This is a genomic window from Haemophilus parainfluenzae ATCC 33392 (genome assembly GCF_031191205.1).
In the GTDB taxonomy this organism is placed as follows: domain Bacteria; phylum Pseudomonadota; class Gammaproteobacteria; order Enterobacterales; family Pasteurellaceae; genus Haemophilus_D; species Haemophilus_D parainfluenzae.
The window spans coordinates 338,392-365,288 of sequence record NZ_CP133470.1 but is presented as its reverse complement, the minus strand read 5'-3'; the positions used below and the strand labels follow the sequence as shown (position 1 = coordinate 365,288).

Annotated in this window: 27 protein-coding genes and 5 tRNA genes; 16 read left to right on the top strand and 16 right to left on the bottom strand. The window is 38.9% G+C overall.

The genetic code is table 11. From position 1 onward, the window contains the following. The first annotated feature begins 40 nt into the window (after positions 1 to 40). From RDV53_RS01785 to metJ, 9 genes are all read left to right on the top strand, one after another. Entirely contained in the window at positions 41 to 331 is a 291-nt protein-coding gene (locus RDV53_RS01785) for a co-chaperone GroES (RefSeq protein ID WP_005696765.1), read from the top strand. A gap of 22 nt (positions 332 to 353) precedes the next feature. Beyond that, positions 354 to 2,000 (top strand): chaperonin GroEL, encoded by a 1,647-nt coding sequence (groL, locus tag RDV53_RS01780; protein ID WP_005696764.1) that lies wholly within the window; start codon positions 354 to 356, stop codon positions 1,998 to 2,000. A gap of 111 nt (positions 2,001 to 2,111) precedes the next feature. Next, on the top strand, positions 2,112 to 2,660 hold the full coding sequence (locus RDV53_RS01775; protein ID WP_005696763.1) for a YecA/YgfB family protein: 549 nt from the start codon (positions 2,112 to 2,114) through the stop codon (positions 2,658 to 2,660). A 12-nt stretch (positions 2,661 to 2,672) separates the two neighbouring features. Further along, complete coding sequence (gene pepP / locus RDV53_RS01770; protein ID WP_005696762.1) at positions 2,673 to 3,965, top strand: Xaa-Pro aminopeptidase; 1,293 nt, start codon at positions 2,673 to 2,675, stop codon at positions 3,963 to 3,965. 103 nt (positions 3,966 to 4,068) lie between these two features. Further along, entirely contained in the window at positions 4,069 to 4,494 is a 426-nt protein-coding gene (gene uspA / locus RDV53_RS01765; RefSeq protein WP_005696761.1) for a universal stress protein UspA, read from the top strand. Positions 4,495 to 4,680: 186 nt separating this feature from the next. Next, positions 4,681 to 7,305, top strand: coding sequence for an alanine--tRNA ligase (gene alaS / locus RDV53_RS01760; RefSeq protein WP_005696760.1), 2,625 nt, complete (start codon positions 4,681 to 4,683; stop codon positions 7,303 to 7,305). 78 nt (positions 7,306 to 7,383) lie between these two features. Beyond that, on the top strand, positions 7,384 to 7,575 hold the full coding sequence (csrA, locus tag RDV53_RS01755) for a carbon storage regulator CsrA (protein WP_005696759.1): 192 nt from the start codon (positions 7,384 to 7,386) through the stop codon (positions 7,573 to 7,575). Positions 7,576 to 7,798: 223 nt separating this feature from the next. Next, positions 7,799 to 8,686, top strand: a complete 888-nt coding sequence (galU, locus tag RDV53_RS01750) for a UTP--glucose-1-phosphate uridylyltransferase GalU (protein WP_005696758.1) — start codon at positions 7,799 to 7,801, stop codon at positions 8,684 to 8,686. 131 nt (positions 8,687 to 8,817) lie between these two features. Then, positions 8,818 to 9,135 (top strand): met regulon transcriptional regulator MetJ, encoded by a 318-nt coding sequence (gene metJ, locus RDV53_RS01745; RefSeq protein WP_005696757.1) that lies wholly within the window; start codon positions 8,818 to 8,820, stop codon positions 9,133 to 9,135. Between the two features lie 2 nt (positions 9,136 to 9,137). Here metJ and cueR read toward each other — a convergent pair whose 3' ends face one another. After that, positions 9,138 to 9,524, bottom strand: a complete 387-nt coding sequence (cueR, locus tag RDV53_RS01740) for a Cu(I)-responsive transcriptional regulator (protein WP_005696755.1) — start codon at positions 9,522 to 9,524, stop codon at positions 9,138 to 9,140. 80 nt (positions 9,525 to 9,604) lie between these two features. On the opposite strand from cueR, the gene RDV53_RS01735 reads away from it, so the two are divergent. Beyond that, complete coding sequence (locus RDV53_RS01735; RefSeq protein WP_005696754.1) at positions 9,605 to 9,814, top strand: heavy-metal-associated domain-containing protein; 210 nt, start codon at positions 9,605 to 9,607, stop codon at positions 9,812 to 9,814. Continuing rightward, complete coding sequence (locus tag RDV53_RS01730; RefSeq protein ID WP_005696753.1) at positions 9,801 to 11,969, top strand: heavy metal translocating P-type ATPase; 2,169 nt, start codon at positions 9,801 to 9,803, stop codon at positions 11,967 to 11,969. The genes RDV53_RS01735 and RDV53_RS01730 overlap by 14 nt, the downstream gene beginning before the upstream one ends. A gap of 35 nt (positions 11,970 to 12,004) precedes the next feature. Here the strand turns inward: RDV53_RS01730 and cpxA are convergent, their stop codons facing one another. The 4 genes from cpxA to yejK all read right to left on the bottom strand — a co-directional run bounded on the left by cpxA (position 12,005) and on the right by yejK (position 15,671). After that, a complete protein-coding gene (gene cpxA, locus RDV53_RS01725; protein ID WP_005696751.1) occupies positions 12,005 to 13,408 on the bottom strand; it encodes an envelope stress sensor histidine kinase CpxA in 1,404 nt (467 codons plus the stop codon). Beyond that, a complete protein-coding gene (locus RDV53_RS01720; RefSeq protein WP_005696750.1) occupies positions 13,408 to 14,115 on the bottom strand; it encodes a response regulator in 708 nt (235 codons plus the stop codon). Before RDV53_RS01720 ends, cpxA begins: the two co-directional genes overlap by 1 nt. A gap of 63 nt (positions 14,116 to 14,178) precedes the next feature. After that, positions 14,179 to 14,592 carry an outer membrane protein assembly factor BamE gene (gene bamE / locus RDV53_RS01715; RefSeq protein ID WP_005696748.1) on the bottom strand — a complete coding sequence of 138 codons (414 nt, stop codon included), beginning with the start codon at positions 14,590 to 14,592 and terminating at the stop codon, positions 14,179 to 14,181. 62 nt (positions 14,593 to 14,654) lie between these two features. Continuing rightward, complete coding sequence (gene yejK, locus RDV53_RS01710; protein WP_005696747.1) at positions 14,655 to 15,671, bottom strand: nucleoid-associated protein YejK; 1,017 nt, start codon at positions 15,669 to 15,671, stop codon at positions 14,655 to 14,657. Positions 15,672 to 15,810: 139 nt separating this feature from the next. On the opposite strand from yejK, the gene RDV53_RS01705 reads away from it, so the two are divergent. The 3 genes from RDV53_RS01705 to RDV53_RS01695 all read left to right on the top strand — a co-directional run bounded on the left by RDV53_RS01705 (position 15,811) and on the right by RDV53_RS01695 (position 18,956). Then, positions 15,811 to 16,029: a YejL family protein gene (locus tag RDV53_RS01705; RefSeq protein WP_005696746.1), complete on the top strand. Its 219-nt coding sequence runs from the start codon at positions 15,811 to 15,813 to the stop codon at positions 16,027 to 16,029. 1 nt (position 16,030) lies between these two features. Continuing rightward, positions 16,031 to 17,773, top strand: coding sequence for a DUF3413 domain-containing protein (locus RDV53_RS01700; protein WP_005696744.1), 1,743 nt, complete (start codon positions 16,031 to 16,033; stop codon positions 17,771 to 17,773). Positions 17,774 to 17,963: 190 nt separating this feature from the next. After that, a complete protein-coding gene (locus RDV53_RS01695; RefSeq protein WP_005696743.1) occupies positions 17,964 to 18,956 on the top strand; it encodes an amidohydrolase family protein in 993 nt (330 codons plus the stop codon). Positions 18,957 to 19,074: 118 nt separating this feature from the next. On the opposite strand, the gene RDV53_RS01690 is transcribed toward RDV53_RS01695, so the two are convergent. From RDV53_RS01690 to RDV53_RS01675, 4 genes are all read right to left on the bottom strand, one after another. Next, positions 19,075 to 19,150, bottom strand: a tRNA-Val gene (locus RDV53_RS01690). A 47-nt stretch (positions 19,151 to 19,197) separates the two neighbouring features. Then, positions 19,198 to 19,273 (bottom strand) — tRNA-Val (locus RDV53_RS01685). 59 nt (positions 19,274 to 19,332) lie between these two features. After that, positions 19,333 to 19,408: transfer RNA gene (locus RDV53_RS01680), tRNA-Val, on the bottom strand. A 44-nt stretch (positions 19,409 to 19,452) separates the two neighbouring features. Next, positions 19,453 to 19,528: transfer RNA gene (locus RDV53_RS01675), tRNA-Val, on the bottom strand. A gap of 172 nt (positions 19,529 to 19,700) precedes the next feature. Between RDV53_RS01675 and gltX the strand changes: the two genes are divergently transcribed. Both gltX and RDV53_RS01665 read left to right on the top strand, forming a co-directional pair. Next, complete coding sequence (gene gltX / locus RDV53_RS01670; RefSeq protein ID WP_005696742.1) at positions 19,701 to 21,143, top strand: glutamate--tRNA ligase; 1,443 nt, start codon at positions 19,701 to 19,703, stop codon at positions 21,141 to 21,143. An 80-nt stretch (positions 21,144 to 21,223) separates the two neighbouring features. Then, positions 21,224 to 21,299, top strand: a tRNA-Ala gene (locus RDV53_RS01665). A gap of 56 nt (positions 21,300 to 21,355) precedes the next feature. On the opposite strand, the gene mtgA is transcribed toward RDV53_RS01665, so the two are convergent. From mtgA to RDV53_RS01630, 7 genes are all read right to left on the bottom strand, one after another. Continuing rightward, entirely contained in the window at positions 21,356 to 22,102 is a 747-nt protein-coding gene (gene mtgA / locus RDV53_RS01660; protein ID WP_005696740.1) for a monofunctional biosynthetic peptidoglycan transglycosylase, read from the bottom strand. Further along, on the bottom strand, positions 22,080 to 22,388 hold the full coding sequence (trpR, locus tag RDV53_RS01655) for a trp operon repressor (RefSeq protein WP_005696738.1): 309 nt from the start codon (positions 22,386 to 22,388) through the stop codon (positions 22,080 to 22,082). The genes mtgA and trpR overlap by 23 nt, the downstream gene beginning before the upstream one ends. Positions 22,389 to 22,420: 32 nt before the next feature. Beyond that, the gene (locus RDV53_RS01650) at positions 22,421 to 24,658 is read right to left on the bottom strand and encodes a transglycosylase SLT domain-containing protein (RefSeq protein WP_032822618.1); all 2,238 of its coding nucleotides are present in this window, start codon (positions 24,656 to 24,658) and stop codon (positions 22,421 to 22,423) included. 66 nt (positions 24,659 to 24,724) lie between these two features. Further along, a complete protein-coding gene (locus RDV53_RS01645) occupies positions 24,725 to 25,021 on the bottom strand; it encodes a YciI family protein (RefSeq protein ID WP_032822619.1) in 297 nt (98 codons plus the stop codon). An 11-nt stretch (positions 25,022 to 25,032) separates the two neighbouring features. Next, positions 25,033 to 25,497 carry an acyl-CoA thioester hydrolase YciA gene (gene yciA, locus RDV53_RS01640; protein WP_005696734.1) on the bottom strand — a complete coding sequence of 155 codons (465 nt, stop codon included), beginning with the start codon at positions 25,495 to 25,497 and terminating at the stop codon, positions 25,033 to 25,035. Continuing rightward, positions 25,497 to 26,051 carry a septation protein A gene (locus RDV53_RS01635; RefSeq protein WP_005696732.1) on the bottom strand — a complete coding sequence of 185 codons (555 nt, stop codon included), beginning with the start codon at positions 26,049 to 26,051 and terminating at the stop codon, positions 25,497 to 25,499. Before RDV53_RS01635 ends, yciA begins: the two co-directional genes overlap by 1 nt. A 1-nt stretch (position 26,052) precedes the next feature. Further along, positions 26,053 to 26,808, bottom strand: coding sequence for a hypothetical protein (locus tag RDV53_RS01630; RefSeq protein ID WP_005696731.1), 756 nt, complete (start codon positions 26,806 to 26,808; stop codon positions 26,053 to 26,055). Positions 26,809 to 26,897 lie beyond the last annotated feature (89 nt).

Genomic DNA, 26,897 nt, shown 5'->3' with positions numbered 1-26,897 from the left:
ACATTTAAAACACTTTATTTTAATAAGAAGGAAATTAATCATGAATATTCGTCCTTTACACGATCGTGTAATCATTAAACGTGAAGAAGTAGAAACTCTTTCAGCTGGCGGTATCGTATTAACCGGTTCAGCGGCGACTAAATCAACCCGTGCGAAAGTATTGGCAGTGGGTAAAGGTCGTATTTTGGAAAATGGTACCGTTCAACCTTTAGATGTAAAAGTTGGCGATACAGTCATTTTCAATGATGGTTATGGCGTGAAAAGTGAAAAAATCGATGGTGAAGAAGTGTTAATCATTTCTGAAAACGACATTTTGGCGATTGTGGAATAATTTAAATTAAGGAAAAAAGAAAATGGCAGCAAAAGACGTAAAATTTGGTAACGATGCACGCGTAAAAATGCTAAAAGGCGTGAATGTATTAGCAGATGCAGTAAAAGTGACCCTTGGCCCTAAAGGTCGTAATGTCATTTTAGATAAATCATTTGGTGCACCAACCATCACTAAAGATGGTGTATCTGTTGCACGTGAAATTGAATTAGAAGATAAATTTGAAAATATGGGTGCACAAATGGTGAAAGAGGTTGCCTCTAAAGCTAATGATGCAGCCGGTGACGGTACAACGACCGCGACAGTTCTTGCTCAAGCTATCGTAAATGAAGGCTTAAAAGCTGTGGCGGCAGGCATGAACCCAATGGATTTAAAACGTGGTATCGATAAAGCGGTAAGTGCGGTTGTTTCTGAGCTTAAAAATTTATCTAAACCTTGTGAAACCTCTAAAGAAATTGAGCAAGTTGGTACAATTTCTGCTAACTCAGACAGCATTGTGGGTCAATTAATTGCTCAAGCAATGGAAAAAGTAGGTAAAGAAGGCGTGATTACCGTAGAAGATGGTACAGGTCTTGACGATGAATTAGCGGTTGTGGAAGGGATGCAATTCGATCGTGGTTACTTATCACCTTATTTCATCAACAAACCAGAAACGGCAACTGTTGAATTAGATAACCCATACATTCTTTTAGTAGATAAAAAAGTATCAAATATCCGTGAATTACTTCCAGTATTAGAAGGTGTGGCAAAAGCGGGTAAACCATTATTAATTATCGCTGAAGATATCGAAGGTGAAGCGCTTGCAACTTTAGTCGTGAACACCATGCGCGGTATCGTAAAAGTGGCAGCAGTGAAAGCGCCAGGCTTTGGTGATCGTCGTAAAGCGATGTTACAAGATATTGCGATCTTAACAGCAGGTACTGTGATTTCTGAAGAAATCGGTATGGAACTTGAAAAAGCGACATTAGAAGATTTAGGTCAAGCAAAACGTGTTGTAATCAACAAAGACAACACCACGATTATCGATGGTGTGGGTGATGAAGCACAAATAAAAGGTCGCGTAGCTCAAATTCGTCAGCAAATCGAAGAATCAACGTCTGATTATGACAAAGAAAAACTTCAAGAACGCGTAGCTAAACTTGCTGGCGGTGTGGCTGTAATCAAAGTTGGTGCAGCAACTGAAGTTGAAATGAAAGAGAAAAAAGATCGTGTGGATGATGCATTACACGCAACTCGTGCCGCGGTTGAAGAAGGTATCGTTGCGGGTGGTGGTGTTGCATTAGTTCGTGCTGCAACCAAAGTAGCGGCAACCTTAAAAGGTGATAACGAAGAACAAGATGTAGGTATTAAACTTGCATTACGTGCAATGGAAGCGCCACTTCGTCAAATCGTCACTAACGCAGGTGAAGAAGCATCGGTTGTGGCAAGTGCGGTTAAAAATGGCGAAGGAAACTTCGGTTATAACGCGGGTACTGAACAGTACGGCGATATGATCGAAATGGGTATTCTAGATCCAACTAAAGTCACTCGTTCTGCGTTACAATTCGCGGCTTCTGTAGCGGGCTTAATGATCACTACAGAATGTATGGTTACTGATCTTCCAAAAGATGATAAAGCCGATTTAGGCGCTGCCGGCATGGGCGGTATGGGAGGCATGGGCGGAATGATGTAATTCCCCTTTGCAAAAGAAAGTGCGATCGTTTTTCTTTATAGAAATGCGATCGCATTTTTATTTGTGTGGTGCTACACTTTAATGGTTTTCGATGATTTTATAGGTATAACAATGACAATTTCCCAAACTGAACTTAATCAACAACTCAAATCTGCCGGTATTGGCATTAATGCAACAGAATTACATGGCTTTTTGAGCGGCTTAATTTGTGGTGGGCTAAAAGACCAAAGTTGGTTACCGCTTCTATATCAATTTAGTAACGATAACCACGCTTATCCAACCGCATTAATTCAGCCAATTACCGAAATTTATGAGCAGATTGGTAAAACTTTATCAAATGTAGAAGGGTTTGATTTTGAATTGGGCTTAACCGAAGATGAGAGCGTGTTTGCACGAGCAGACAGTCTATCAGACTGGGCAAACCAATTTTTACTGGGTTTAGGTCTTGTTCAGACAGAATTGGATAAGGAAAAAGGCGAAATTGGCGAAGCGGTAGATGATTTACAAGATATTTGTCAGCTTGGTTATGATGAAGAAGATGACGAAGAAGAGCTTGCCGAAGCCTTAGAAGAAATTATTGAATATGTTCGCACCATTGCGATGTTGTTTTACACCCATTTCAACGATGATGCACAAGAAATAAAACCGATATTACATTAAAAGGAGCGAAACATGGATCTCGCATATATGGCGGCATTACCGCAAGAGGAATTTACAGAACGTCGTCAAAAAGTATTCGCACAAATGCAGCCAAATTCTGCTTTATTGCTATTTTCCGAAATTGAAAAACGTCGTAATAACGACTGCGATTTTCCTTTCCGTCAAGACAGTTACTTTTGGTATTTAACGGGTTTTAATGAGCCAAATGCCGCATTGTTATTGATTAAAACGGAAGATGCGGAAAAGACAGTTGTATTTCTTCGTCCGCGAGATCCTTTGCTTGAGACATGGAATGGTCGCCGATTGGGCGTTGAGCGCGCACCGCAAAAACTCAATGTTAATGAAGCGTATTCTATTGATGATTTCAAAACTGAATTTCCAAAATTAACGGAAAAATTGACCGCACTTTATCATGTGGCTGATCGTCATCCTTGGGGCGATAAATTATTAGCTGAAAGTGCGGTGAAATTTTACGCTGTTTTTGATTGGCAGCCGATGTTAAGTGAAATGCGCTTAATTAAATCTCCAAACGAAATTCGCTTAATGCAACAAGCGGGACAAATTACAGCGTTCGGACATATTAAAGCGATGCAAGTGACTCGTCCAAATCGTTTTGAATATGAAATTGAAAGCGAAATTCTGTATGAATTTAATCGTCATGGTGCTAGATTCCCGTCTTACAATTCCATTATTGCCGGGGGCGATAATGCCTGTATCTTGCACTACACTGAAAATGATCAACCTTTGAAAGATGGCGATCTTGTGTTAATTGATGCAGGTTGTGAATTTGCTATGTATGCAGGCGATATCACACGTACATTCCCTGTAAATGGTAAATTTACTCAGCCACAACGTGAGATTTATGAATTAGTTTTAAAAGCACAAAAACGTGCGATTGAGCTATTAGTGCCAGGTAATTCAATTAAATTGGCGAATGATGAAGTGATCCGTATTAAAACTCAAGGCTTGGTGGATTTAGGCATCCTGAAAGGGGATGTAGATAAGCTGATTGAAGAAAAAGCTTATCGTCAATTTTATATGCATGGTTTAGGCCATTGGCTTGGCTTAGATGTGCACGATGTTGGTCGCTACGACGATGATCGTAGCCGTAAGCTTGAAGTGGGGATGATCATCACCGTTGAGCCAGGTATTTATATTTCAGAAGAGGCGGATGTGCCTGCTCAATATAAAGGCATTGGCGTGCGTATCGAGGATAACTTGCTCATGACAGAATATGGCAATAAAAATCTGACCGCAGCGGCACCAAAAGAAATCGATGACATTGAAAATTTAATGAAAAATTGAGAAGAATTCTCAAAATTGTGATCTAGTGCAAGTTTTTTGTGCAGTTAAGCTGCTAATATACTGTTAGATAAAGAAGACCAATCAAATCAGTAAGGAGTCGATTATGTACAAACACGTTTTAGTTGCGGTAGATCTTTCTGACGAAAGTGAATTTCTACTCAAAAAAGCCGTGGGAATTGCAAAACGTAATGATGCGCAACTTTCCATTATTCATGTAGATGTAAACTTCTCGGATCTCTATACTGGTTTAATTGATGTCAATATGTCATCAATGCAAGATAGAATTTCGAGCGAGACACAAAAAGCGCTAATTAATTTAGCAGAACATGCTGGTTATCCAGTGAAAGAAAAATTGAGCGGTAGCGGTGATTTAGGTCAAGTTTTGACGGACGCTATTGAGCAGTATGATGTAGATCTACTAGTGACGGGTCATCACCAAGATTTCTGGAGTAAATTAATGTCTTCAACACGTCAAGTGATGAATACCATTAAAATTGATATGTTGGTTGTGCCACTTCGCGACGAATAGTGATCAAAAATTATTTTAGCCCCATTAAAATAACGTAAATTTTAACCGCACTTCTCAATTAATGCAGTAGAGTGCGGTTTTCTTTTTAAGATCAGTGAAAAAGCCTTTTTCTCTAGGTCAAAATATGCAAGAATAGTGAGCTTATTTTATAAATCGTGATCGAGATAGAGACACAAGGTTTTATCAATGAAAACAACAGCAGAAATTAGACAGTCATTCCTTGATTTTTTCCATAGCAAGGGGCATCAGGTCGTCGCAAGTAGTTCACTTGTGCCTGAAAACGATCCGACATTGCTTTTTACCAATGCCGGGATGAACCAATTTAAAGACGTGTTCCTTGGTATGGACAAACGTCCTTACTCACGTGCGACAACTGCACAACGTTGTGTGCGCGCAGGTGGTAAGCATAATGACTTAGAAAACGTCGGTTATACGGCGCGTCACCATACTTTCTTTGAAATGCTTGGAAACTTCAGTTTCGGCGACTATTTCAAACATGATGCGATTAATTTTGCGTGGGAGTATTTAACTTCTCCACAATGGCTCGGGTTACCAAAAGAAAAATTATGGGTAACCGTGTATGAAACCGATAATGAAGCTTATGATATTTGGCATAAAGAAGTCGGTGTGCCAGCAGAGCGCATTATTCGTATCGGCGATAACAAAGGTGCGCCTTATGCATCAGATAACTTCTGGGCAATGGGTGACACTGGTCCTTGTGGTCCATGTACTGAGATTTTCTACGATCACGGTGATCACATTTGGGGTGGGCCTCCGGGTTCTCCAGAAGAAGATGGTGACCGCTATATCGAAATTTGGAACGTGGTATTCATGCAATTTAACCGCCTCGCAGATGGCACAATGGAAAAATTACCACGTCCATCGGTTGATACGGGGATGGGATTAGAGCGTATTTCTGCTGTATTACAGCACGTAAACTCTAACTATGAGATCGATATTTTCCAAAAACTAATTGCGAAAACGGCAGAAGTCGTAGGAACAACAGATTTAACTAATAAATCATTACGCGTAATTGCAGACCACATTCGTTCTTGTGCATATTTAATTGCAGATGGCGTAATTCCATCAAACGAAGGTCGTGGTTATGTATTACGTCGTATTATCCGTCGTGCAGTACGTCATGGTCACTTGTTAGGGGCAAAAGAAGCGTTCTTCTATAAACTTGTGCCGACTTTAATCGAAGTCATGGCTGAAGCAGGAAAAGAAGTTAAAGAAAAACAAGCGAATGTCGAAAAATTACTTCGTTTAGAAGAAGAACAGTTTGCTCGTACATTAGAACGCGGATTAAGCTTATTAGACGATGCGCTAGCTCAAGTGAAAGATGGTGTGTTGTCAGGTGAAGTTGCCTTTAAACTTTATGATACTTATGGCTTTCCACTTGATTTAACCGCTGACGTATGTCGTGAGCGTGATATTGCAATTGATGAAGCAGGTTTTGAACGTGAAATGGAAGCGCAACGCTTACGTGCACAATCTGCAAGCCAATTCGGCATGGATTACAACAATGTTATTCGTGTAGAAGGTGAAACGAAATTTGAAGGTTATACTGAGTCAGAATCTTTAGCCAAAGTGACCGCACTTTTCCATGATGGTAAATCAGTAGAGAGTATTACTGCAGGTCAAAGTGCCGTGGTGATTTTAGAAAACACCCCATTCTATGCCGAATCAGGTGGTCAAATTGGTGACAGCGGTTATTTAACCTCTCAAGGCATTCAGTTTAATGTAAAAGATACTCAAAAATATGGTCAAGTATTTGGTCATATTGGAGAGTTAGAACAGGGTACTTTAAAAGTCGGACAAACAGTCAATGCGGTTGTGGATGCAGCAAGACGTCATCAAACGTCACTTAACCATTCTGCAACACACTTATTACACGCCGCATTGCGTCAAGTTTTAGGTCACCATGTAGTGCAAAAAGGATCATTGGTATCTGATACAGCATTACGTTTTGACTTTGCTCATCCGGAAGCGATTACCAAAGCACAGCTTAACGAAATTGAAACGTTGGTAAACCAAAAAGTACGTGAGAATTTTGTGGTTCAAACGGACGTGATGGATATCGAAGCGGCAAAAGCAAAAGGTGCAATGGCGTTATTCGGTGAAAAATATGCTGATGTGGTACGAGTTTTAACAATGGGAGATTTCTCCGTTGAACTTTGTGGTGGCATTCATGCTAAACGTACCGGTGATATCGGTTTATTTAAAATTGTGGCGGAAACTGCAGTTGCAGCAGGTGTTCGTCGTATTGAAGCGGTAACGGGTGAAAATGCAATGAATTGGTTACATAATCAACAACGCATTCTTACTCAAAGTGCAGATTTATTTAAATCTGACGTTAATACCCTTGTTGAGAAAATTCAGCAACTTCAAGATAAAGCGAAGAAAGCAGAAAAAGAATTACAAGGATTAAAAGAAAAAGCCGCAATGCAAGCGGGGTCCGATTTAGTGAAAAGTGCGGTTAAAATTAATGATGTTTCTGTAATCGTACATCAACTAGACGGAATTGAAACTAAATCGTTACGTGTGATGGTTGATGATTTAAAAAATCAACTTGGTTCAGGCGTAATTGTATTTGCATCTATTTTAGATGATAAAGTCAACCTCGTCGTTGGCGTAACAAGCGATTTAACTACTAAAGTGAAGGCTGGTGAGCTAGTGAATTTAATGGCTCAGCAAGTTGGTGGGAAAGGTGGTGGTCGCCCTGATATGGCAATGGCAGGAGGCTCCCAACCAGAAAATGTGAATCTAGCATTAACTGTCGCACAAAACTGGTTAAGCAATAATCTGTAGTACAAGCAGGTCGGTGGGATGCCGATCTTTACTTGATTGATAGGGATATCTAATAAATGCAAACTAAGGAGATAAAAGATGTTAATCTTAACTCGAAAAGTTGGCGAAAGTGTTCTTGTTGGGGACGATATTTCTATCACGGTTTTGAGTGTACGTGGAAACCAAGTCAAACTCGGTGTGCAAGCGCCTAAAGAAGTATCTGTTCACCGAGAGGAAATTTACCAACGAATTCTGCAGTCAAAAGATGAACATGTAGACGGCACATCTTAGGTTTACGAGTTTTATGAATGTTTTAACATTCTGTTTATACTTTAATTAACGTTTTTTCAAAAATTAAACCCATTGGTTTGTAAAATTTAAAATAACGGAAATTTCAGTGATAAAGGGTAGAGAAGGAACTTTTCCAACTTAAATCTATCAAAGTTTAATAAATAATGACCGCACTTTTTCAGAGAAGTGTGGTCATTCCATATTTAAATAAAAAGGAAAATCAATGAAAGTCATTATTCCCGTAGCAGGTTTAGGTACTCGAATGTTACCCGCAACAAAAGCGATTCCAAAAGAAATGTTAACGCTTGTGGATAAACCACTGATTCAATATGTTGTGAATGAGTGTGTCGCAGCAGGAATTAAAGAAATCGTGTTAGTCACACATTCTTCTAAAAATGCAATTGAAAACCACTTTGATACGTCTTTTGAGTTGGAAACCATGCTTGAGAAACGTGTTAAGCGTCAACTTTTGGAAGAGGTTCGTTCTATTTGCCCTAAAGATGTAACTATTATGCATGTTCGTCAAGGCAATGCTAAAGGTTTAGGTCATGCGGTGTTATGTGGTCGTCCTGTCGTTGGAAACGAACCATTTGCAGTGGTTTTACCTGATGTGCTTTTAGCGGATTTTACGGCAAATCAAAAGAAAGAAAATCTTTCTGCGATGATTAAACGTTTCAAAGAAACCAAAGCGAGCCAAATTATGGTAGCGCCTGTTTCCGCTGATGAAGTGAGTAGCTATGGTATTGCTGATTGTGGTGGCGTAGAGTTAAAAGGTGGTGATAGCGTCAAAATTAACAGCATTGTTGAAAAACCCTCTGTTGAAGAGGCACCATCAAATCTTGCGGTTGTAGGTCGTTATGTATTCTCTGCTGAAATCTGGGATTTATTAGAAAGAACACCTGTTGGTGTGGGGGATGAAATCCAATTAACGGATGCGATCGATATGCTTATAGAGAAAGAGATCGTTGAAGCATTCCATATGACTGGAAGAAGCTTTGACTGTGGTGATAAGATTGGCTATATGGAAGCTTTTGTAGAATATGGTCTTCGTCATGATAAATTAGGCAAAGAGTTTAAAGCTTTCCTAAAAGATCTTGCAAAAACCTTATAATTGATTGAAACCACCGAAAGGTGGTTTTTATTTATCTTATCTAGATTGCTATACTTTTAGCCGTCTAGATTGTTATTTTGCTTATTTTTCATTAAAATACAGACAAATTATCAGGTTATTTAAGGTGCATTATGGCAAATTGGGATGGCAAATATATTAGCCCTTATGCAGAACATGGCAAAAAGAGCGAACAAGTCAAAAAAATTACAGTTTCTATTCCGATTAAAGTATTGGAAATTCTGACAAATGAGCGTACTCGTCGTCAGTTAAAAAGTTTGCGCCATGCAACAAATAGTGAATTGCTTTGTGAGGCATTCTTGCATGCTTTTACTGGTCAGCCATTACCGACTGATGCAGATTTAATGAAAGAACGCCATGATGAGATTCCTGAAAATGCCAAAGAGATTATGCGTGATTTAGGCATCGATCCTGAAAGCTGGGAATATTAATTTTATCCTTTTAACCCTTCCAAAATACTGCATTCAGGGCAGTCATTGCCCTGACAAGCGTTATACCATCGCTCCAATTCCTCTACCATTTTTTGCAAGTGATGAATTTGCTCATTCAATGTTTTAATATGCTGCGTCGTGAGTGCTTTAACTTCTCGGCTACTGCGATTGGGATTATCCTGTAATTGCAAAAGCTGGTGAATTTGTTGGAGTGAAAACCCTACATCTCGAGAGTGACGAATAAAACGTAGTCGTTCTAAATCCTTTTCTTCATAATGGCGATAACCAGAAAGGCTTCGCTGTGCTGGCTTTAATAAGCCGGACTTCTCATAATCCCGAATTTGTTTGCTTGATAAACCGACTAATTTTGCTACTTCACTAATGTTCATAAAAAATCCTTGACCTTAACCTTATGTTAAGGTTTATAGTAAGCCTAATTTCAATCTATATCAATAATTAAGGAGTAAATATGAAATCAATTACATTACATGTAACAGGAATGACTTGTGGTGGTTGTGTGAAAAGCGTCACTCGAGTATTGGAAGAACTTAATGGCGTAGAAAAAGCTGTTGTAACACTTGATGATGGTAAAGCAGTGGTTACCTTTGATGAAAGTGCGGTCAGTATTCCACAATTAATTGAAACAATTGAAGACGCAGGTTTCGATGCAACAGAATAAAAAAATAGCCATTCAAATCGAGGGGATGACCTGTCAGTCCTGTGCTAACCGGATTGAAAAGGTGTTGAATCGAAAAGATTTTGTCTCTGAAGCTGGTGTGAATTTCGCTGCGGAGGAAGCGCATGTCGTATTTGATTCATCTCAGGCTTCAGAACAAGATATTTTAACCATTATTCAAAAGGCTGGATTTAATGGCATTCTAAAGCAAAATGTATTGCCTAGCGCATCTAATGAAACGAAGATTAGCCCACGTTTATGGTTGCTTTTTTTCATTAACATTCCTTTTTTAATCGGAATGATCGGGATGATGTTTAATCATCATTCTTGGATGATGCCGCCAATGTGGCAATTTGTTCTTGCAAGCATTGTGCAACTTGGGTTAGCCATTCCTTTTTATAAAGGTGCGATAGGGAGTATTCGAGGTGGTTTAGCCAATATGGATGTACTGGTGAGTACTGGTACGTTGGCGATTTATCTTTATTCGGTCTTTATGCTGTTTTATCATCAGTCAATGGGGCATGATGGCGCATCTCATGTTTATTTTGAAGCCTCGGTGATGGTTATCGGTTTTGTCAGTCTTGGGAAATTTCTTGAGGAAAGAACGAAGAAACAAAGCTTAAACAGTTTAGGGCTATTATTACAACTCACCCCAAAACAAGTCAGTGTTCAACGTGAAAATCGTTGGGAAACGATGCCTCTTAACCAAGTAAAAATAGGCGATATTTTACGGGCTAATCAAGGTGAACGTATTGCAGCTGATGGCGTAGTTGAACAGGGGAGTGGTTGGTGCGATGAGAGTCATTTAACCGGTGAATCTCAACCATTAGAAAAAATGTCTCAAAGTCCTGTGCTTGCGGGGGCAATGGTGACACAAGGTAGCCTTATCTATCGAGCCAATCAACTTGGTCAGCAAACCCTATTGGGCGATATGATGAAAGCGCTCTCTGAGGCACAAGGTACAAAGGCACCGATTGCTCGTTTTGCTGATAAAGTCGCTGCAGTATTTGTACCTGCCGTGTTATTACTTTCTGCGATAACATTTGGATTAACCTGGTGGATAAAAGGGGATTGGGTAACCGCCTTAATTCATTCTGTTGCCGTGTTAGTCATTGCCTGTCCTTGTGCGTTAGGACTTGCCACACCTGCTGCCATAATGGTCGGTATGGGAAAAGCAGTCAATGCAGGGATTTGGTTTAAGGATGCGGCATCTATGGAAGAGGCAGCCCATGTGGATACGGTGGTATTAGACAAAACTGGAACGCTAACTCAGGGAGAGCTCAAAATAGCCGCTGTTTGGCAACCACAAAGTGCGGTCTATTCTGAGGATGATTTATATCGCATTGCGGCTTCCGTTGAACAAAACGCCAATCACCCTTTAGCTAAAGCGATTGTCTTGGCGACGCAGGAAAAATCACTTGAAATTCCGACCGCACTTTCAGTTCATTCAGAAGTGGGGCAGGGCATCTCAGCTCATATTGATGGAATAGGTTTGGTTAAAGTCGGTAAGCCGGCTTATTGTGAATTAACCTTACCAGATAATATGCCTCAAATTTGGCAAATTGCGAGTATTGTTGCGGTATCCGTGGATAACAGTCCAATCGGTGCCTTTGCATTAGCTGATAGTCTAAAAGGGGATAGTTTGCAAGCGATTCAACGCTTACATCAACATAATATTGATGTGGTGATAATGAGTGGCGATCAGCAATCTGTCGTTGATTATGTTGCTCAGCAAGTTGGTGTGAAAACCGCACGGGGTAATTGTAGTCCACGTGACAAAGCGGCCTATGTTGAAACATTACGTCAGCAAGGAAAAGTGGTTGCAATGGTTGGTGATGGTGTAAATGATGCGCCCGCATTAGCGATGGCTAACGTAAGCTTTGCGATGAAATCGGGTTCTGATGTTGCAGAGCAAACTGCATCGGCGACACTCATGCAGCATTCGGTTAATCAGTTAGTTGATGGATTAATGATTTCCCGAGCAACATTAAAGAATATTAAACAAAATTTATTCTTTGCTTTGATTTATAATGTGTTAGGTATTCCACTTGCAGCATTGGGTTATTTAAGCCCTGTCTTGGCTGGTGCAGCGATGGCGATGAGCTCACTTTCGGTTCTGTCTAATGCACTGAGATTAAAAAGAGTGAAAATTAAATAAGAACAAGGCGATATGAAAATATCGCCTTGTTTGAATTAACTTTGTTTCCATAATGGAAGTTGAATCGTGACAGCAAGCCCACCTAAATTACTTTGTTCAGCCCAGACCTTTCCTTGATGCTCATTAACTACATTAGCAACGATAGTTAAACCTAATCCGGTCCCACCAGTAGCTCTAGTTCTTGTTTCATCAACACGATAAAATGGCTTGAAAATTTTTTCAAATTCTTCAGGTGGCAAACCAAGTCCATTGTCCTCAACTCGGATTTGAACATAATCATTCTCTTGCACATTTCTATGCAAGGAAATAGTCAGAAAAATTCTGTTTTTAGTATATTTTAATGCGTTACGAATAATATTTTCAATAGCACTTGTGAGTAGTCTTAAATTACCATAAATGGTGTGTTGTTCTGGGTGTAAAATTGAAATATTGACATCACAAATTATTTTACGTTGCTCTGCTTCAAATAATGCATCTTTGATAACGTCAGTCCAAAGATGATCGATTGTAAATAGATTATGCTCCATTTGAGAATGCATTTTTTGACGAGAAATGAGGAGTAGCTCACTAATCATTTTATCCATTCTTGATATTTCTTTTTCAATTCTTTCAACAGCATCTATATTACCTACTTTGTGACGAATAAGTGCTGTAGAGAGTTGTAATCTGGTTAACGGGGTTTTTAATTCATGTGAAATAGATGAAAGTAAATTATGTTGGTTAGAGATTAAATTATTAATAGCAATGGACATTTTGTTAAAGCTTTGTCCGACCTCTCGTAGTTCAGAAGGGCCTTGATTAGCTAGTTCGTTATCTACCTTGAAATCACCCAGTGCAACACTATTAGCGGCTTTTTGTAGCTTGGTGATAGGCTTAACAATTGTATAAGTAAACCACCAAAGTAAGGGAGTTGTAATAATTAGGGTCATGAGTAGTAGTACCCATGGATGGTTTAGCATATAGCGTAATACTTCTTGCTGCCCGTTAACTCTTGATATAAAAAAGAGCTCAGAGGCTTCTTCAGCATCGCCTATATATACTTTAAAGGGACCTGCAATTTGGATATCTCTGAAGGTTTTTCTTTGTGGAATAGTAAAGTTAGTTGATTCATCAAAAAATTGAAGGATATGTGTTTTTTCTTCTCCTAGTGCACCAAATACTTCTTTATTTGGTGTAATTAAAACTGGGCGTGCTGAGTCAAATTTATCTGTAGGAAGAACAGGAACACCCGCTAGAAGTCCTTTAATTTTATTATTTCGAATAGACTCAACGAGTTTTTGTTGATAAGTGGCTATTTCATTATCATCAAGCTCAGAATATAAATGTCCATCGAAATAAGGAAGAATGACTAGAAGAGTCGTCATTACAAACAACGCAATCCAGAAAACGGAGAATGTACGTATGGTTAAACGGTTTAAACTAAGTTTTGTTGTATACATTATTCACAAACCAATAAATAACCACGACCACGTAATGTTTTTAGCCATGGCATACCATTTTTTCTTTCAGGAAGTTTTTTGCGTAAGTTTGACATATGCATATCAATTGAGCGATCAAAAGGAGATAAATTTTTTCCTAGAACATTTACACTGAGTTCTTCTCTAGAAATAATTTGTCCAGGGTTTAGAGCCAATTTATATAGCAGGGCAAATTCAGAGCCAGTCAAAGATAAATCAATACCCTGGTAAGAGGCTTGTTGAATTCCAGGATGTAGTATTAATTCATCAAATTCTATTGTCTTGTCTTCTTTTGATGATATTTGATCTGATTGTGAGTCAAGTTCAGAAGAGCCTACTCTACGTAAAATTGCTTTTATACGAGCAACTAATTCTCGATCGTTAAATGGTTTAGGAAGATAATCGTCAGCACCTAGTTCAAGTCCTAATACTCGATCAATTTCTTCTCCCCGAGCGGTGAGCATCATTACTGGAATATTCGATATTTGGCGAATTTTCTTGAGCGTTTCAATGCCGTTTAAAACAGGCATCATTACATCCAATAAAACTAACTGGTGGCTTGCATTTAGTTTATCTAATGCTTCTTGGCCGTTATTGGCGACCTCGATTTCAAAACCTGTCAGTCTTAATACTTCTGCAAGCAAATCAGTTAGCTCAATATCATCATCGACTAATAGAATTTTTGACATTTTTATTACCTTGTAATACAACGAACCTGCTTGATGTTGCAAGCAGGTTTTGTTTTTTAATTATTACCAGAATTTCCACCAGCTTTTCTTACCTGTATTTTCAGGAGTGCTGATGATCGTATTATTTTCGTCTTGTTTTGCTACTTCAGGTAATGGTTTATCTAATTCAGCACTGCTTACTAAACCGTTTTGATCAAATTTTACCGTAAATGTGTGTTGTTCAGGTTTTTGGTAAGAGTGTTGTTGTAAGAATACGTAATACCAAGTTAAGTTACTATAAGGATCAATTAAAACCGGTGTGCCAAGTAAATATTGTACTTGTTGCGCTGTCATGCCCGGTTTTACTTGTGCTACCGTCGATGCTTCTAAATAGTTACCTTGTGGAACATCAATACGATAAACGACTTTTTGTACCGTTGAGCAAGAAGTTAAACTTAATGCTAAAACAACTACACCTAAAAATGTTCTTAATTGCATATTTTTTACCTTTTACTGCAAAGTTATGTCGAATGATACCGAAACTTTATGATCTTGCCAAATTAATTATCGCACTTTAATGCTTTTTGAAGTTGATCTTTCAGATTTGGTGGTATCCCTTTGATTGTTAAAGTATCTGTGAGTGGATCCCATTCAATACGGTTATTCAATAAATCCGCATCAAAACTTAATGTTACCCCCTTACCTGAACCTGAAAATTTCGTTAATGTTTTTAAGGCTGAGCGTACTGGCGGAATTGTTTCTTCCAAGCCGTAATCTTGCTCTTCTGTAAAGGTAACAAAAGGGCGCTCGTTTAGAGTAGGTAAATTCGCTGAAAGTTCAGTTAAGGCAATTTCATCACCGCTTGCTAATTGACCTTTACAGTATTCAAATACCTGTTTTTTCACTGCTTGAGTTTGTTCTTTATTCAATTCACCCTGTTCACAGTAGTCACTTACTGCTTGTAATAAGCATTGGTTTTGAACTTGTGGATTTAAACCTTCTTCCGCCCCCAAGAAATCCATAAAGAAGTCACTGATTTTACGGCCAACACGACCTTTAATAAAAGTAAGGTAGCGGTTTGAGTTTGCGTTTACTTGCAAATCCGTTAGGTTTATACGTGCAGCAATATCAAATTGTGTGATATCTAAGTATTCCGTACGGCGAATTTCAAGATTTTCGTCAACTAACATGCTGATACGACTATCTAATAGTGCGATGAATAGGTAGTCAGTTGCTAAAAAGTTGTATTGACATAGGATTAGTGTGCCACTATCAGCAAAATTATATTTGCCCAATTCTTGCGCTAATAATTTTGTGGATTGTTGGCTGAAATTTAAAAAATTGATTTCATTTTCTAATAAACGATTCAGATCTTGTGCGAAAATGGAATTTTCTTGGAAGACACCAAATGCTTTACCTTTATTTTGATATCCTTGATGTAGTTGCAACATCATTTGTTCGACTTCTGGCGTAATAGTGAGAAGTTCATCACGCAACACGCTTTCCATCATAGTGGTTTCATTTTCAGCGTGCTTAACTAGTTGATGTAGCACGATTTGATTAACCGTAATGCTCATAATTTTTTCCTTCGTAAAATTTACCTTAAATTATAACCGCACTTTTTAAGCAAGAAAAAAGAAATTATTCAGATTGGACAAATTATCGGGTATGATATGAGAAGTTTTTTGTATTTAGAAACAGGCTTAAACATTCCAAATGGCTCAACATTCAAAGTATTCCGATGGGCAAGTTAATGCCATCATTAATGACATGATTAGCGTGCTTGAAACTCACAAAGCGCCCGTTGATCTTTCTCTTATCGCTTTAGGCAATATGGCCAGTAATTTATTAACCACTAGCGTACCAGCCGTACAGCGTGAAGCATTAGCACAAGCCTTTGCCAACTCTCTAATGAATTCGGTAAAAATAAAATAAAATGTTTTGGTTTAAAAAGAGCAAATTTAACGGACGTGAATACCGTGAAGAAACCTCACGAAAAATTTCGTGGGGACACTGGTTTGCTTTTTTTAACATTATTATCGCAATTCTTATTGGTAGTCGTTATGCCTTTCTCATTGACTGGCCAGATACTTTACTCGGCAAAATTTATTTCTTTATTAGCTTATTAGGGCATTTCAGTTTTTGTGTTTTTGCCTTGTATTTACTGGTTATATTTCCGCTGAGTTTCATCATCAAAAATCACCGTACTTTCCGTGGACTAACGGTGATTATAGCGACAATTTGCACTACATTATTGCTGTTTGACACGGAAGTTTTTAACCGTTTTAATATTCACCTTTCTTCTATCGTTTGGAATTTATTAGTAAATCCTGAAAAGGGTGATCTTTCAAGAGATTGGCAAATTTTCTTTGCGCCAATGCCGATTATTTTGCTAATCCAAATGCTTTTCTCCCGTTGGAGTTGGGAAAAATTACGTAGTTTAGAGCGTCAGAAATGGCTGAAGAAAGTGGGATTAGTTCTGACTTCCACGTTTGTCGCGACACACTTAATTTACGCTTGGGCGGATGCATTTTTATATCGTCCGATTACTATGCAGCGTTCAAACTTCCCGCTTTCTTATCCAATGACCGCACGAACATTTTTGGAAAAACAAGGGTTTATTAATGCGGAAACATACTCACAGCGTTTAGAGCAAGAAGGGCGTTTGGATGCATTAAAAATTGATTATCCGAAAAAAGATCTTCAGTTTGAGCAAGTTGAAAACAAACCAAATATTCTCGTGATTACCGTTTCAGGCTTACGTTATGATGCGCTAACTAGCGAGAAAATGCCTAAATTATTTGAGTTTGCCACAAGCTCTACTCAATTTACAAATCATTACAGTAGCGGCAATACGAACAATGCCGGCTTAGTCGGTTTATTCTATGGACTGAATGCAAATTATACGGACAGTATTTTGAGTAATCATACACCGTCGGTATTAATTAAAAAACTACAAGATGAGAAATATCAATTTGTCGCTTATTCGTCTACGGCATTTAAAGACAGCTTGTTTAAACAAGCCTTATTCCGTAATGTGAAATTACCTAAAGTGAAAGCCTCCTCACCAAAAGAAGCGATAAATAGCGTTTTATCTCTCTTAAAAGAGGATAAGCCTTGGTTTGCTTATGTGGATTTAGATATTGTGGATCAAACGGAAGAAAATTACACCAAATCGCTTGCGGAGATTGATCAACAAATTGATGCTACTTTAGCATCAGTTTCTTTAGATAATACGATTGTTATTATTACGGCAGAGCATGGTACAACGTTTAATAAACTGGATGAAAAAGCACAAGAAAACTATTTTGGTCGTGATGAAATCCAAGTGCCGTTTATTGTTTACTGGAAAGATTTGCCGGTACAAGAAGTGACAAAATTAACAAGCCATACCGATTTATTGCCAGCATTGATGTTATCGATCTTTAAAGTGAAAAATCCAATTTCGGATTATGCACAAGGTCGCAATTTATTTGAGCTTAATGGTGATCCTTGGGTGTTGGCGTCGAATTTCCGTTGGAATGTCATTATTCAGCCGGATGGCACACAGTATCATATTGATCGCAAAGGAAACTATAAGAAATTTGACCGCACTTATACTGAACAATCTTCAAGCCGCCCACCACTCGGCTTGTTCTTAGATGTCTTCAAACAAGAGCGTTCTTTTGTCAATAAATAGATAGCTTTTTTGTGCTTAAAATCTTATACTTTGCACTCAGTTGAAAGACTGAAAAGATGTTATTAATTAAAATCTGCGAATTTTTCATAACATTGCAAACAATTCACAATAGACCCGATCCTTATTGGGTTTGCTTTTCAATTAATACACTTCTCGTCTCTCTTTTCCTTTCTTTTTTGGTGGAGTTATTATGAGAAATCACGTTCGTAGTTTTAAAACGTTTATTCGAGACGAAATTATTAAAAAAGGTGGCTGGGTTAACGCCCATGCTCACGCAGATCGTGCTTTTACAATGACACCTGAAAAAATTGGCATTTATCACAACAGTAATCTTCAACAAAAATGGGATTTAGTAGATGAAGTTAAACGTACATCAAGTGTTGATGATTATTACGCCCGTTTCTGTCAATCGATTGAATTGATGATTTCCCAAGGGGTGACGGCATTTGGGACTTTTGTGGATATCGACCCGATTTGTGAAGACCGAGCCATTATTGCCGCACACAAAGCTCGCGAAGTTTATAAGCATGACATTATTTTGAAATTTGCGAATCAGACCTTAAAAGGGGTGATTGAGCCAGAAGCACGCAAATGGTTTGATATTGGCTCTGATATGGTGGATATGATTGGAGGCTTACCTTATCGCGATGAGCTTGATTATGGTCGCGGCCTTGAAGCAATGGATATTTTACTTGATGCAGCTAAATCTCGCGGCATTATGTGCCATGTGCATGTGGATCAATTCAACTCTCCGAAAGAAAAAGAAACAGAACAACTTTGCGATAAAACTATTGAACATGGAATGGAAGGTCGAGTCGTAGCGATCCATGGTATTTCTATCGGTGCACATAGCAGAGAATATCGTTATAAACTTTATGAAAAAATGCGTCAGGCAAAAATGATGATGATTGCTTGCCCAATGGCCTGGATTGATAGTAACCGAAAAGAAGATTTGATGCCTTTCCATAATGCGTTGACACCGGCAGATGAAATGATTCCAGAAGGGATTACAGTCGCGTTAGGTACGGATAATATCTGTGATTACATGGTGCCCCTTTGTGAAGGGGATTTATGGCAAGAACTAAGTTTACTTGCTGCGGGCTGTCGTTTCCCTCATCTTGATGCAATGGTTGATATTGCCAGTATCAATGGACGTAAAGTGTTAGGTTTAGAGCCGGTTTAATCTAAAAATTTAATGAAAGTGCGGTCATAAAATGAAACGTTTTGTGACCGTTTGTATTTATAAGATAAAACAGAATTAATGTTAATTTGAGTGATTTAAATAAGGGTTTTAAGAAAAGTGGTGGGCGATACCGGTCTCGAACCAGTGACCCCCTCCTTGTAAGGGAGGTGCTCTCCCAACTGAGCTAATCGCCCGATGCACCTGAAAAGGTATTCGGATTTATTTAAACACTAAAATTAAGTGGTGGGCGATACCGGTCTCGAACCAGTGACCCCCTCCTTGTAAGGGAGGTGCTCTCCCAACTGAGCTAATCGCCCACATAAGAAAAGCGTTTAAATAATGGGAAAGTTTGAGCGGAAAGAACACTTTAGAAAAGTGGTGGGCGATACCGGTCTCGAACCAGTGACCCCCTCCTTGTAAGGGAGGTGCTCTCCCAACTGAGCTAATCGCCCGCTTGGTCAAACTTTTACAACATTAAAGCCAACTTTGGAAAAAGTGGTGGGCGATACCGGTCTCGAACCAGTGACCCCCTCCTTGTAAGGGAGGTGCTCTCCCAACTGAGCTAATCGCCCTTAATGTTGTGGATTGGCATTATAAGTATAATGAGATTTCAGTCAATATATTTTTATGAAAAAGCGTCTAGTTGTTGCAAAAATAGGCATAAAATCAGATTTTTTATTTAGAACTCACGCAAGTCGTAGTAAAATAAGGGTAATTTTTGTAAATGAATAGGTTATTAAGAAAATGAAAATTGATCCTCCTTTTGAATTAGATCCGAATGTCAAAGTACGTACGCGTTTTGCCCCAAGCCCGACAGGTTATTTGCACGTAGGCGGTGCACGTACAGCCCTTTATTCTTGGTTATTTGCAAAACATAACAACGGTGAGTTTGTACTACGTATTGAAGATACTGATTTAGAGCGTTCTACACCGGAAGCAACGGCGGCAATCATTGAAGGGATGGAGTGGTTAAACCTTGCTTGGGAACATGGTCCTTATTATCAAACCAAACGCTTTGATCGTTACAATCAAGTGATTGATGAAATGATTGAACAAGGCTTGGCTTATCGTTGCTATTGCTCTAAAGAACGCTTAGAAGAATTACGCCATACACAAGAGCAAAACAAAGAAAAACCACGTTATGACCGTCATTGTTTACATGATCACAATCATGCAGCCGATGAGCCACACGTAGTACGTTTTAAAAACCCAACAGAAGGTTCAGTCGTGTTTGATGATGCGGTGCGTGGTCGTATTGAAATCAGCAACAGCGAATTAGATGATTTAATTATTCGTCGTACCGACGGTTCACCAACATACAACTTCTGTGTGGTGGTAGATGACTGGGATATGGGTATTACTCACGTTGTACGTGGTGAAGACCACATTAACAACACTCCGCGTCAAATTAATATCTTAAAAGCGTTAGGCGCACCAATTCCAGTATATGCGCACGTTTCTATGATTAATGGTGATGATGGCCAAAAACTCTCCAAACGTCATGGGGCGGTAAGTGTAATGCAATATCGTGATGACGGTTATTTACCTGAAGCCTTAATTAACTATCTTGTTCGTTTAGGTTGGGGCCATGGTGACCAAGAGATCTTTACACGTGAAGAAATGATTAAATACTTCGACTTAGATCATGTGAGTAAATCAGCAAGTGCATTTAACACGGAAAAATTATTGTGGTTAAATCACCATTATATTCGTGAATTACCATCTGAATATGTGGCAAAACACCTAGCATGGCACTATAAAGATCAAGGTGTTGATACTTCAAATGGTCCAGCGTTAACTGAAATCGTGACAATGCTTGCCGAACGTTGCAAAACTTTAAAAGAAATGGCATCAGCAAGCCGTTATTTCTTTGAAGAGTTTGAGAGTTTTGATGAAGCAGCGGTGAAGAAACACTTTAAAGCAGCGGCAATTGAACCACTTGAAAAAGTAAAAGAAAAATTGACCGCACTTTCTAGCTGGGATTTACATTCTACTCATGAAGCGATTGAACAAACCGCAGCAGAATTAGAAGTAGGGATGGGTAAAGTCGGGATGCCATTACGCGTGGCAGTAACAGGCTCAGGCCAATCACCTTCTATGGATGTGACATTAGTGGGTATCGGTCGTGAACGTGTGTTAGCGCGTATCCAACGTGCCATTGATTTTATTAAATCTCAAAACGCTTAATATTTAGGCTGATAAGCGGGATTTGATTATTTCAATATTGACAGTTTATCAGCCGAAATTTATCATAGCTTGCGTTATTTGGGGATATAGCTCAGTTGGGAGAGCGCTTGAATGGCATTCAAGAGGTCGTCGGTTCGATCCCGATTATCTCCACCAAATTTAAAACCTTGAAACTTAAAAGTGAGTTTCAAGGTTTTTTTCTTTATGGAAATCTACATTTCTTTTAGATAATTCAAGCCCAATCCATTCATTTGTCCCATAATCCAACTTTGTTTTTTACGAACTAATGCACTAGGCTTATTTACTTTATAGATGATAGGGTTTGGTAAAACCGCAGCGAGTAATGCTGCTTCGGATTGAGTTAAATTCTTCGCCGATTTTTTGAAATAATAACGGCTGGCAGCTTCCACACCAAAGATACCATTACCAAATTCTGCGATGTTTAAATACACTTCTAAAATCCGTTCTTTGGACCAAAAGATTTCCATTAATGCCGTTGTGGGAACTTCCAATCCTTTGCGAAACCAGCTTTGTCCATGCCAGAGAACGAGGTTTTTCGCAGTTTGTTGAGAAATCGTTGAGGCACCTCGGGTTCGGCGAGATTTTTCATTAAATTTAAAGGCCTTTTGAATTGCCTCAAAATCAAAGCCCCAGTGGTGGGGGAATTTTTGATCTTCAGCGGCAATCACCGCAAGCTGCATATTCGGTGAGATTTCATCAAGGCTCACCCAATCATATTTGATTGAATAGCTAAAATCTAACTGTAATAAGTGCCCGATTTTTTGCTGTACCATATAGGCAGAGAAGGGAACAGGGATAAAGCGAAAACAAATGAAAAACGCCAGGATTGCGAGAGAGAAACGCCACGCAACCCGTTGCCAATTTTTTTTCCACCAAGAGGGGCGAAAAAGAGGTAAAAGAGCGGTCAGAATTCGCTTAGTTTTTTGCAGCTTGCTCATCGAGTTGGCTTTTCACCCAGTTTATAAAATCCGGATCCATTGTTTTGAGCATATTAGAACCACGCGTAATGGTTGCCGCACTGGTATTGAGATTCTGTTGAATCTCTCGTTGGGAGAGATTTTTATCCAATAACTGGGCCACGATTTGTAAACGTAATCCTACTGCATCGCGCTCATCTGGCGTGAGCAGAAGCGTTAAGAAATCTTGCGCTTTCCCTTGTTCAAACGCAGTTTGCAAGGTTGCGAGGAAAGCATTCCATTGTTCTAAATTGCGACTAATATACATATCAACAACCCTATACTATTAAACTAGTGCGACTAGTATAGCCGATCGTATTCCTCTTTGCTAAAGGTTTGTAATTTTTCTTTGTCTTGTAGGTTTTGATAGTAAAAATCGTAAGTTAATACGTTTTGAACATACCCCCGAGTTTCAAAGAATGGAATGGACGCAATAAATTCATCCATAGTCAATTTGCCATTTGCTCTCGCAAGCCATTTTTCTACACGGCTTGCTCCCGCATTATAGGCAGAGGCGATCAAAATGCGATTGTTTGGATATTTAGCATTCAGCTCATTTAAGTGAGCCGTACCGAGTAAAATATTATTAAGCGGTTTGAATAAATCTAACTCACCGTTATAAGGAAGTTGCTGATTTTCTGCCGTTTTTTGCGCGGTACTTGGTAATAGCTGCATTAATCCCCGAGCATTTGCGGAAGATTGTGCCATTGGATTCCACGCACTTTCTTGGCGAGCAATGGCCATGGCAAAAGTTTTGGTTACACGATTATCCACAATAGCTTGAGGTTCCGTTGCGCTGAGATTCACATTGCTGAGGGCGATATCAAAATATTGACTGTAAGCATTTGGTAAACGTAATCCGATATAATCCCATGCTTTCGCAATAATCGACCCATCCACACCTAATTCAAACCAATTTTGTTCATTCGCATATTGGCTTAAAGCAATCTGTAGTTGTTCTTCTTGCGATAATTTTTCTAACAGAAAACGCCAACGTTGTTTGGCAGCGCCTAATCGATCTAATTGACGTAATTCAGCAATTTCTGCGAGCTCTGGTTGAAATTTTTTATATTCATGTGCCCAGTAGGGATCGGAAATACTCCGCGCGACATATAATTCTGCTTGACCGAAATCATATCCTGCGCCACGATTTTCAGGATATAATTTTGCTGTCGCTAACATTGGGTAGAATCCGCGTTCGTTGCTTAATTCAGAGAATATTTCTTTGGCTTTTGTGACATTCTCTTTTTCGAGTGTTTTCCCCATCCAATAACGCCATTCTTGTTTTTGCTTCGCTTCATCTGAAAGGGCATTCAACCAACCTAATAAATCCGTTTTTTGCCAAATAGCCGTACGCAAACGACGTTCAATGAGATTATCTGCATTGAGTTTGAGAAGTTCTTGATCGCGCCATTGCACAAAATTAGGACTTTCATTATCAAAGAAACGGTTAATAAAGGCGATTTTCCAATCACGTAATTCAGCTTCGTTTAATTGCCAAGTCTTCGCCCACTGCTCGTAAGGGGTGAATGTTGGCTCATTCATATTTTCTGGAATGGTCCGCAAATAACGAGCAAAACCTAGCACTACGACAAATTTATTGGTGATTTTATTCGTATTACCATCAATTAATGGCAGGCTCTCAGCGAGCATTTTCAAATTTGCTGGATTTTTTAAGAGATCCTGATAGAGCGCTAAATGAGCGGCTATTTGCTCATCTTTTTTAGCGTTCTCAATTTTTTCTAACTCTTTAGCGAGTATTTCTAATCCTTTCGCATTATTTTTACTGAAGAGCATTTCCGCTTTTTGATAGATCTTCTCTTCAGTGCGTCCACCTTGTGAATACCAAGCCGCCCATAGCTGAGCATCATTAGGTAGTTCAGCATTATTGAGCCAAAGTTGTTCATATTCAGACAAAATAGCCGATTTATTCTTGTCGTTTGATTGATTTTCTGTCGTCTGACTGGTATTGGCTGCCTCTATTTGATATTTAGCTGTAAGCACGGCAATTTGTGTTTCCAAATTATTAGGTGTGAGTTTGGCGAGTGCTTGAGTATCTTCAGCATTGGTTAATAATGTAAAAATGCTTTGTTCTAATTTTCCGCGTAGAAAATGAGAGGCGTGCTGTTGAATAAATTGTTCAATGTCTGTTCGCAATGCATTCACTTCTTCACGAGGCGTATCGCGATTAACGGTTTTTATACGTGCATCTAAATAAGCCGCTATAGCATCAGTTTGCAATGGATAACCTTTTAAAGAATCAATAAGCCCAAGGAATAATTTTGCATTATTAGAAACATGATTATTTTTGACCGCACTTTTTAGGAGCGACTCTAATTGTAGAAAAGTTGCACGTTGTTCAATCAGCTTTAATTCATGAGCGTGCTGTTGTTGTGCCCATTTGGCTTGTTCTTCTGCAAGGTTAATTTGTGGCGCTGTTTCATTTTTGCTTTTATGGGCATGCTGATTAGCCAAAGCTGAGCCTGAAAGTGCGGTTAAAATTAATAACGAAATTGTCGTGTGTTTAAGTGCTCGCATAGGAGATTCCATATAAAGAGAAAGACGGATATTTAGATCCGTCTTTGAGTGTAGAGTTCGTTTTATTTAGAAAACTTTTTTGAAAGGCTTCACAATCACATCACCGTAAACGCCAGCTTCAACATAAGGATCTTGTGCCGCCCAGTCTTTTGCTGCCGACAGGCTTTCGAATTGAGCAATCACTGTCGAGCCGGTAAAGCCAGCTTCGCCTGGATTTTCATCGTCAATGGCAGGATTGGGACCGGCTGTTAATAAACGACCTTCTGCTTGTAATTGTTTTAAACGAGCAAGATGCTGCTCACGTACTGAAAGACGTTTTTCTAAACTGCCAGGAAGATCTTGGGCAAAAATCACGTAATACATCATTTATCCTTTTAACAATTTAATTCTTCGATAGAGGCTAATGCACGTTCTAGTTCAAGATTACCTTCACGTGGAATAGCGCGGGATTTACCGTCTTTCCCAACCGCGACAAAGGTAAATACGGCATCTGTCACGCAGTAACGTTCCCCAATTGGTTCACTGGCAACTTTTTTCACCCATACTTCTACCTTGATTTTAATAGAAGAACGTCCCACGCTGAGGCATTGACCATAACAACATACCACGTCACCGACAGCGATAGGTTTGATGAAATTCATACTTTCTACGGCAACAGTGACCACACGGCCATGAGCGATTTCTTTGGCAAGAATTGCTCCGCCCATATCCATTTGGGACATAATCCAGCCACCGAAAATATCGCCATTGGCGTTGGTATCTGAAGGCATCGCTAGGGTACGTAGTAATAATATGCCTTTAGATTGACGACCTTCTTTATCAGTAAGATTTGAAATCATTATTTTTCCCCATCATTTTTTTGATCATCTTTAGGTAAGTAACGGTAAATATAAGCGCCGCTGACGATTGTTGCAACAAAGGTCATACCAAGTAAACCAAAAGATTTGAAATCAACCCAAACATCTTCAGACATATTTTGGCTGATATAAATATTTACAAGCATACACAGAATGAAAAATCCTGCCCAGCCTAAATTCAATTTGTTCCACACATTATCCGGTAATTGGATTTCTTTGCCTAATAACTTTTTTACCAGTGGCGTATTGAATTGGAATTGTGCAACCAATAAAACAATGGCAAATAAGGCATTAATAATCGTGACTTTCCATTGTAGGTATTTGATTTCATTGAAATAGGCAGTGAGCAAACCAAAAAAGACGACAGCAATCGCCATGATTTTTTGTTGTTTCTCAATCACGCCATATTTCAGTTTTAGTACAACCATCTGAATGATGGTCGCGATCACTAAGACAATAGCTGCTTCACGCACCCCAAACATTTTGTAGGTGATGAAAAAGAGAACAAGAGGAATAAATTCAAGAAGTTGCTTCATATTATGCCTTCATAAATAAGCTGTAAAAACGGTAAGTAAATACCAAAATAAACATTTGAAATAATGCAACCAAGATACCAACGATAGCACTTAAAAATGATGAACCCAAGATTGCACCAATGGTATTCACCACTAAAGGAAGAAGTAAATAAGTGAGCAAGGCATAAATAATTAATACGCCATTACGTTTAATACCTGCACGCCACACCTGTAAAGCACTTTGCCCGATAGATTGATTTGCGGCAATGTAATGCACAGGCGATAAGCATAGGCGAACAAAGAAAAATAAACCAAATACCATTGAAACAAAGGCTAGAGGGGAGAGGGCATTTTTGCTTAAAAATGAGCTCATGACATCCGCTATGCCAAAGAGAAGTGGCAAGCTCATAAAAATATCTAAAACGACCACACCTAAAAAACGACGCAATGTAAGCATGAGACCTTGATTAATCGGATTTTCATTTTGCAGACTAATATGATGAATGGTTGCAATACCGAAGGTCGCAATAAAAGACATCAATAATTGTTGGAATAAAAAAGATCCAATCAGTGCAGTTGGCTCCACTTTGCTCAATGCATCAATAATATCCTGTTGTGATGGATTAGGATTATCACCCAAACTCGGCATTGGGACACTGACTAGTGCATTAATCAATTGTGAGATGACGAAAATACCAATGAAAATCAGCACGGTTTTTCGCTGATTACGCATAAAGTTGAGGCTATCTTGAAAAATCTGAGTAAAATTAATTTGCATACTATATCCCACAATAATAAAACCCCGATTATACAGGGTTTATTGTTTTTTTCATAAAATCAGGTTATTTAATGGTGATTTCATTTACC

Coding starts and splice junctions, on each gene's coding strand:
- RDV53_RS01735 (WP_005696754.1), top strand. CDS start 9,605: ATGAAATCAATTACATTACATGTAACAGGAATGACTTGTGGTGGTTGT.
- RDV53_RS01705 (WP_005696746.1), top strand. CDS start 15,811: ATGGCTCAACATTCAAAGTATTCCGATGGGCAAGTTAATGCCATCATT.
- groL (WP_005696764.1), top strand. CDS start 354: ATGGCAGCAAAAGACGTAAAATTTGGTAACGATGCACGCGTAAAAATG.
- RDV53_RS01630 (WP_005696731.1), bottom strand. CDS start 26,808: ATGCAAATTAATTTTACTCAGATTTTTCAAGATAGCCTCAACTTTATG.
- RDV53_RS01730 (WP_005696753.1), top strand. CDS start 9,801: ATGCAACAGAATAAAAAAATAGCCATTCAAATCGAGGGGATGACCTGT.
- cpxA (WP_005696751.1), bottom strand. CDS start 13,408: ATGTATACAACAAAACTTAGTTTAAACCGTTTAACCATACGTACATTC.
- bamE (WP_005696748.1), bottom strand. CDS start 14,592: ATGCAATTAAGAACATTTTTAGGTGTAGTTGTTTTAGCATTAAGTTTA.
- RDV53_RS01695 (WP_005696743.1), top strand. CDS start 17,964: ATGAGAAATCACGTTCGTAGTTTTAAAACGTTTATTCGAGACGAAATT.
- trpR (WP_005696738.1), bottom strand. CDS start 22,388: ATGTATATTAGTCGCAATTTAGAACAATGGAATGCTTTCCTCGCAACC.
- metJ (WP_005696757.1), top strand. CDS start 8,818: ATGGCAAATTGGGATGGCAAATATATTAGCCCTTATGCAGAACATGGC.
- galU (WP_005696758.1), top strand. CDS start 7,799: ATGAAAGTCATTATTCCCGTAGCAGGTTTAGGTACTCGAATGTTACCC.
- RDV53_RS01650 (WP_032822618.1), bottom strand. CDS start 24,658: ATGCGAGCACTTAAACACACGACAATTTCGTTATTAATTTTAACCGCA.
- mtgA (WP_005696740.1), bottom strand. CDS start 22,102: ATGAGCAAGCTGCAAAAAACTAAGCGAATTCTGACCGCTCTTTTACCT.
- RDV53_RS01635 (WP_005696732.1), bottom strand. CDS start 26,051: ATGAAGCAACTTCTTGAATTTATTCCTCTTGTTCTCTTTTTCATCACC.
- RDV53_RS01720 (WP_005696750.1), bottom strand. CDS start 14,115: ATGTCAAAAATTCTATTAGTCGATGATGATATTGAGCTAACTGATTTG.
- gltX (WP_005696742.1), top strand. CDS start 19,701: ATGAAAATTGATCCTCCTTTTGAATTAGATCCGAATGTCAAAGTACGT.
- RDV53_RS01775 (WP_005696763.1), top strand. CDS start 2,112: ATGACAATTTCCCAAACTGAACTTAATCAACAACTCAAATCTGCCGGT.
- RDV53_RS01700 (WP_005696744.1), top strand. CDS start 16,031: ATGTTTTGGTTTAAAAAGAGCAAATTTAACGGACGTGAATACCGTGAA.
- csrA (WP_005696759.1), top strand. CDS start 7,384: ATGTTAATCTTAACTCGAAAAGTTGGCGAAAGTGTTCTTGTTGGGGAC.
- yciA (WP_005696734.1), bottom strand. CDS start 25,497: ATGATTTCAAATCTTACTGATAAAGAAGGTCGTCAATCTAAAGGCATA.
- uspA (WP_005696761.1), top strand. CDS start 4,069: ATGTACAAACACGTTTTAGTTGCGGTAGATCTTTCTGACGAAAGTGAA.
- pepP (WP_005696762.1), top strand. CDS start 2,673: ATGGATCTCGCATATATGGCGGCATTACCGCAAGAGGAATTTACAGAA.
- RDV53_RS01645 (WP_032822619.1), bottom strand. CDS start 25,021: ATGTATTACGTGATTTTTGCCCAAGATCTTCCTGGCAGTTTAGAAAAA.
- RDV53_RS01785 (WP_005696765.1), top strand. CDS start 41: ATGAATATTCGTCCTTTACACGATCGTGTAATCATTAAACGTGAAGAA.
- yejK (WP_005696747.1), bottom strand. CDS start 15,671: ATGAGCATTACGGTTAATCAAATCGTGCTACATCAACTAGTTAAGCAC.
- alaS (WP_005696760.1), top strand. CDS start 4,681: ATGAAAACAACAGCAGAAATTAGACAGTCATTCCTTGATTTTTTCCAT.
- cueR (WP_005696755.1), bottom strand. CDS start 9,524: ATGAACATTAGTGAAGTAGCAAAATTAGTCGGTTTATCAAGCAAACAA.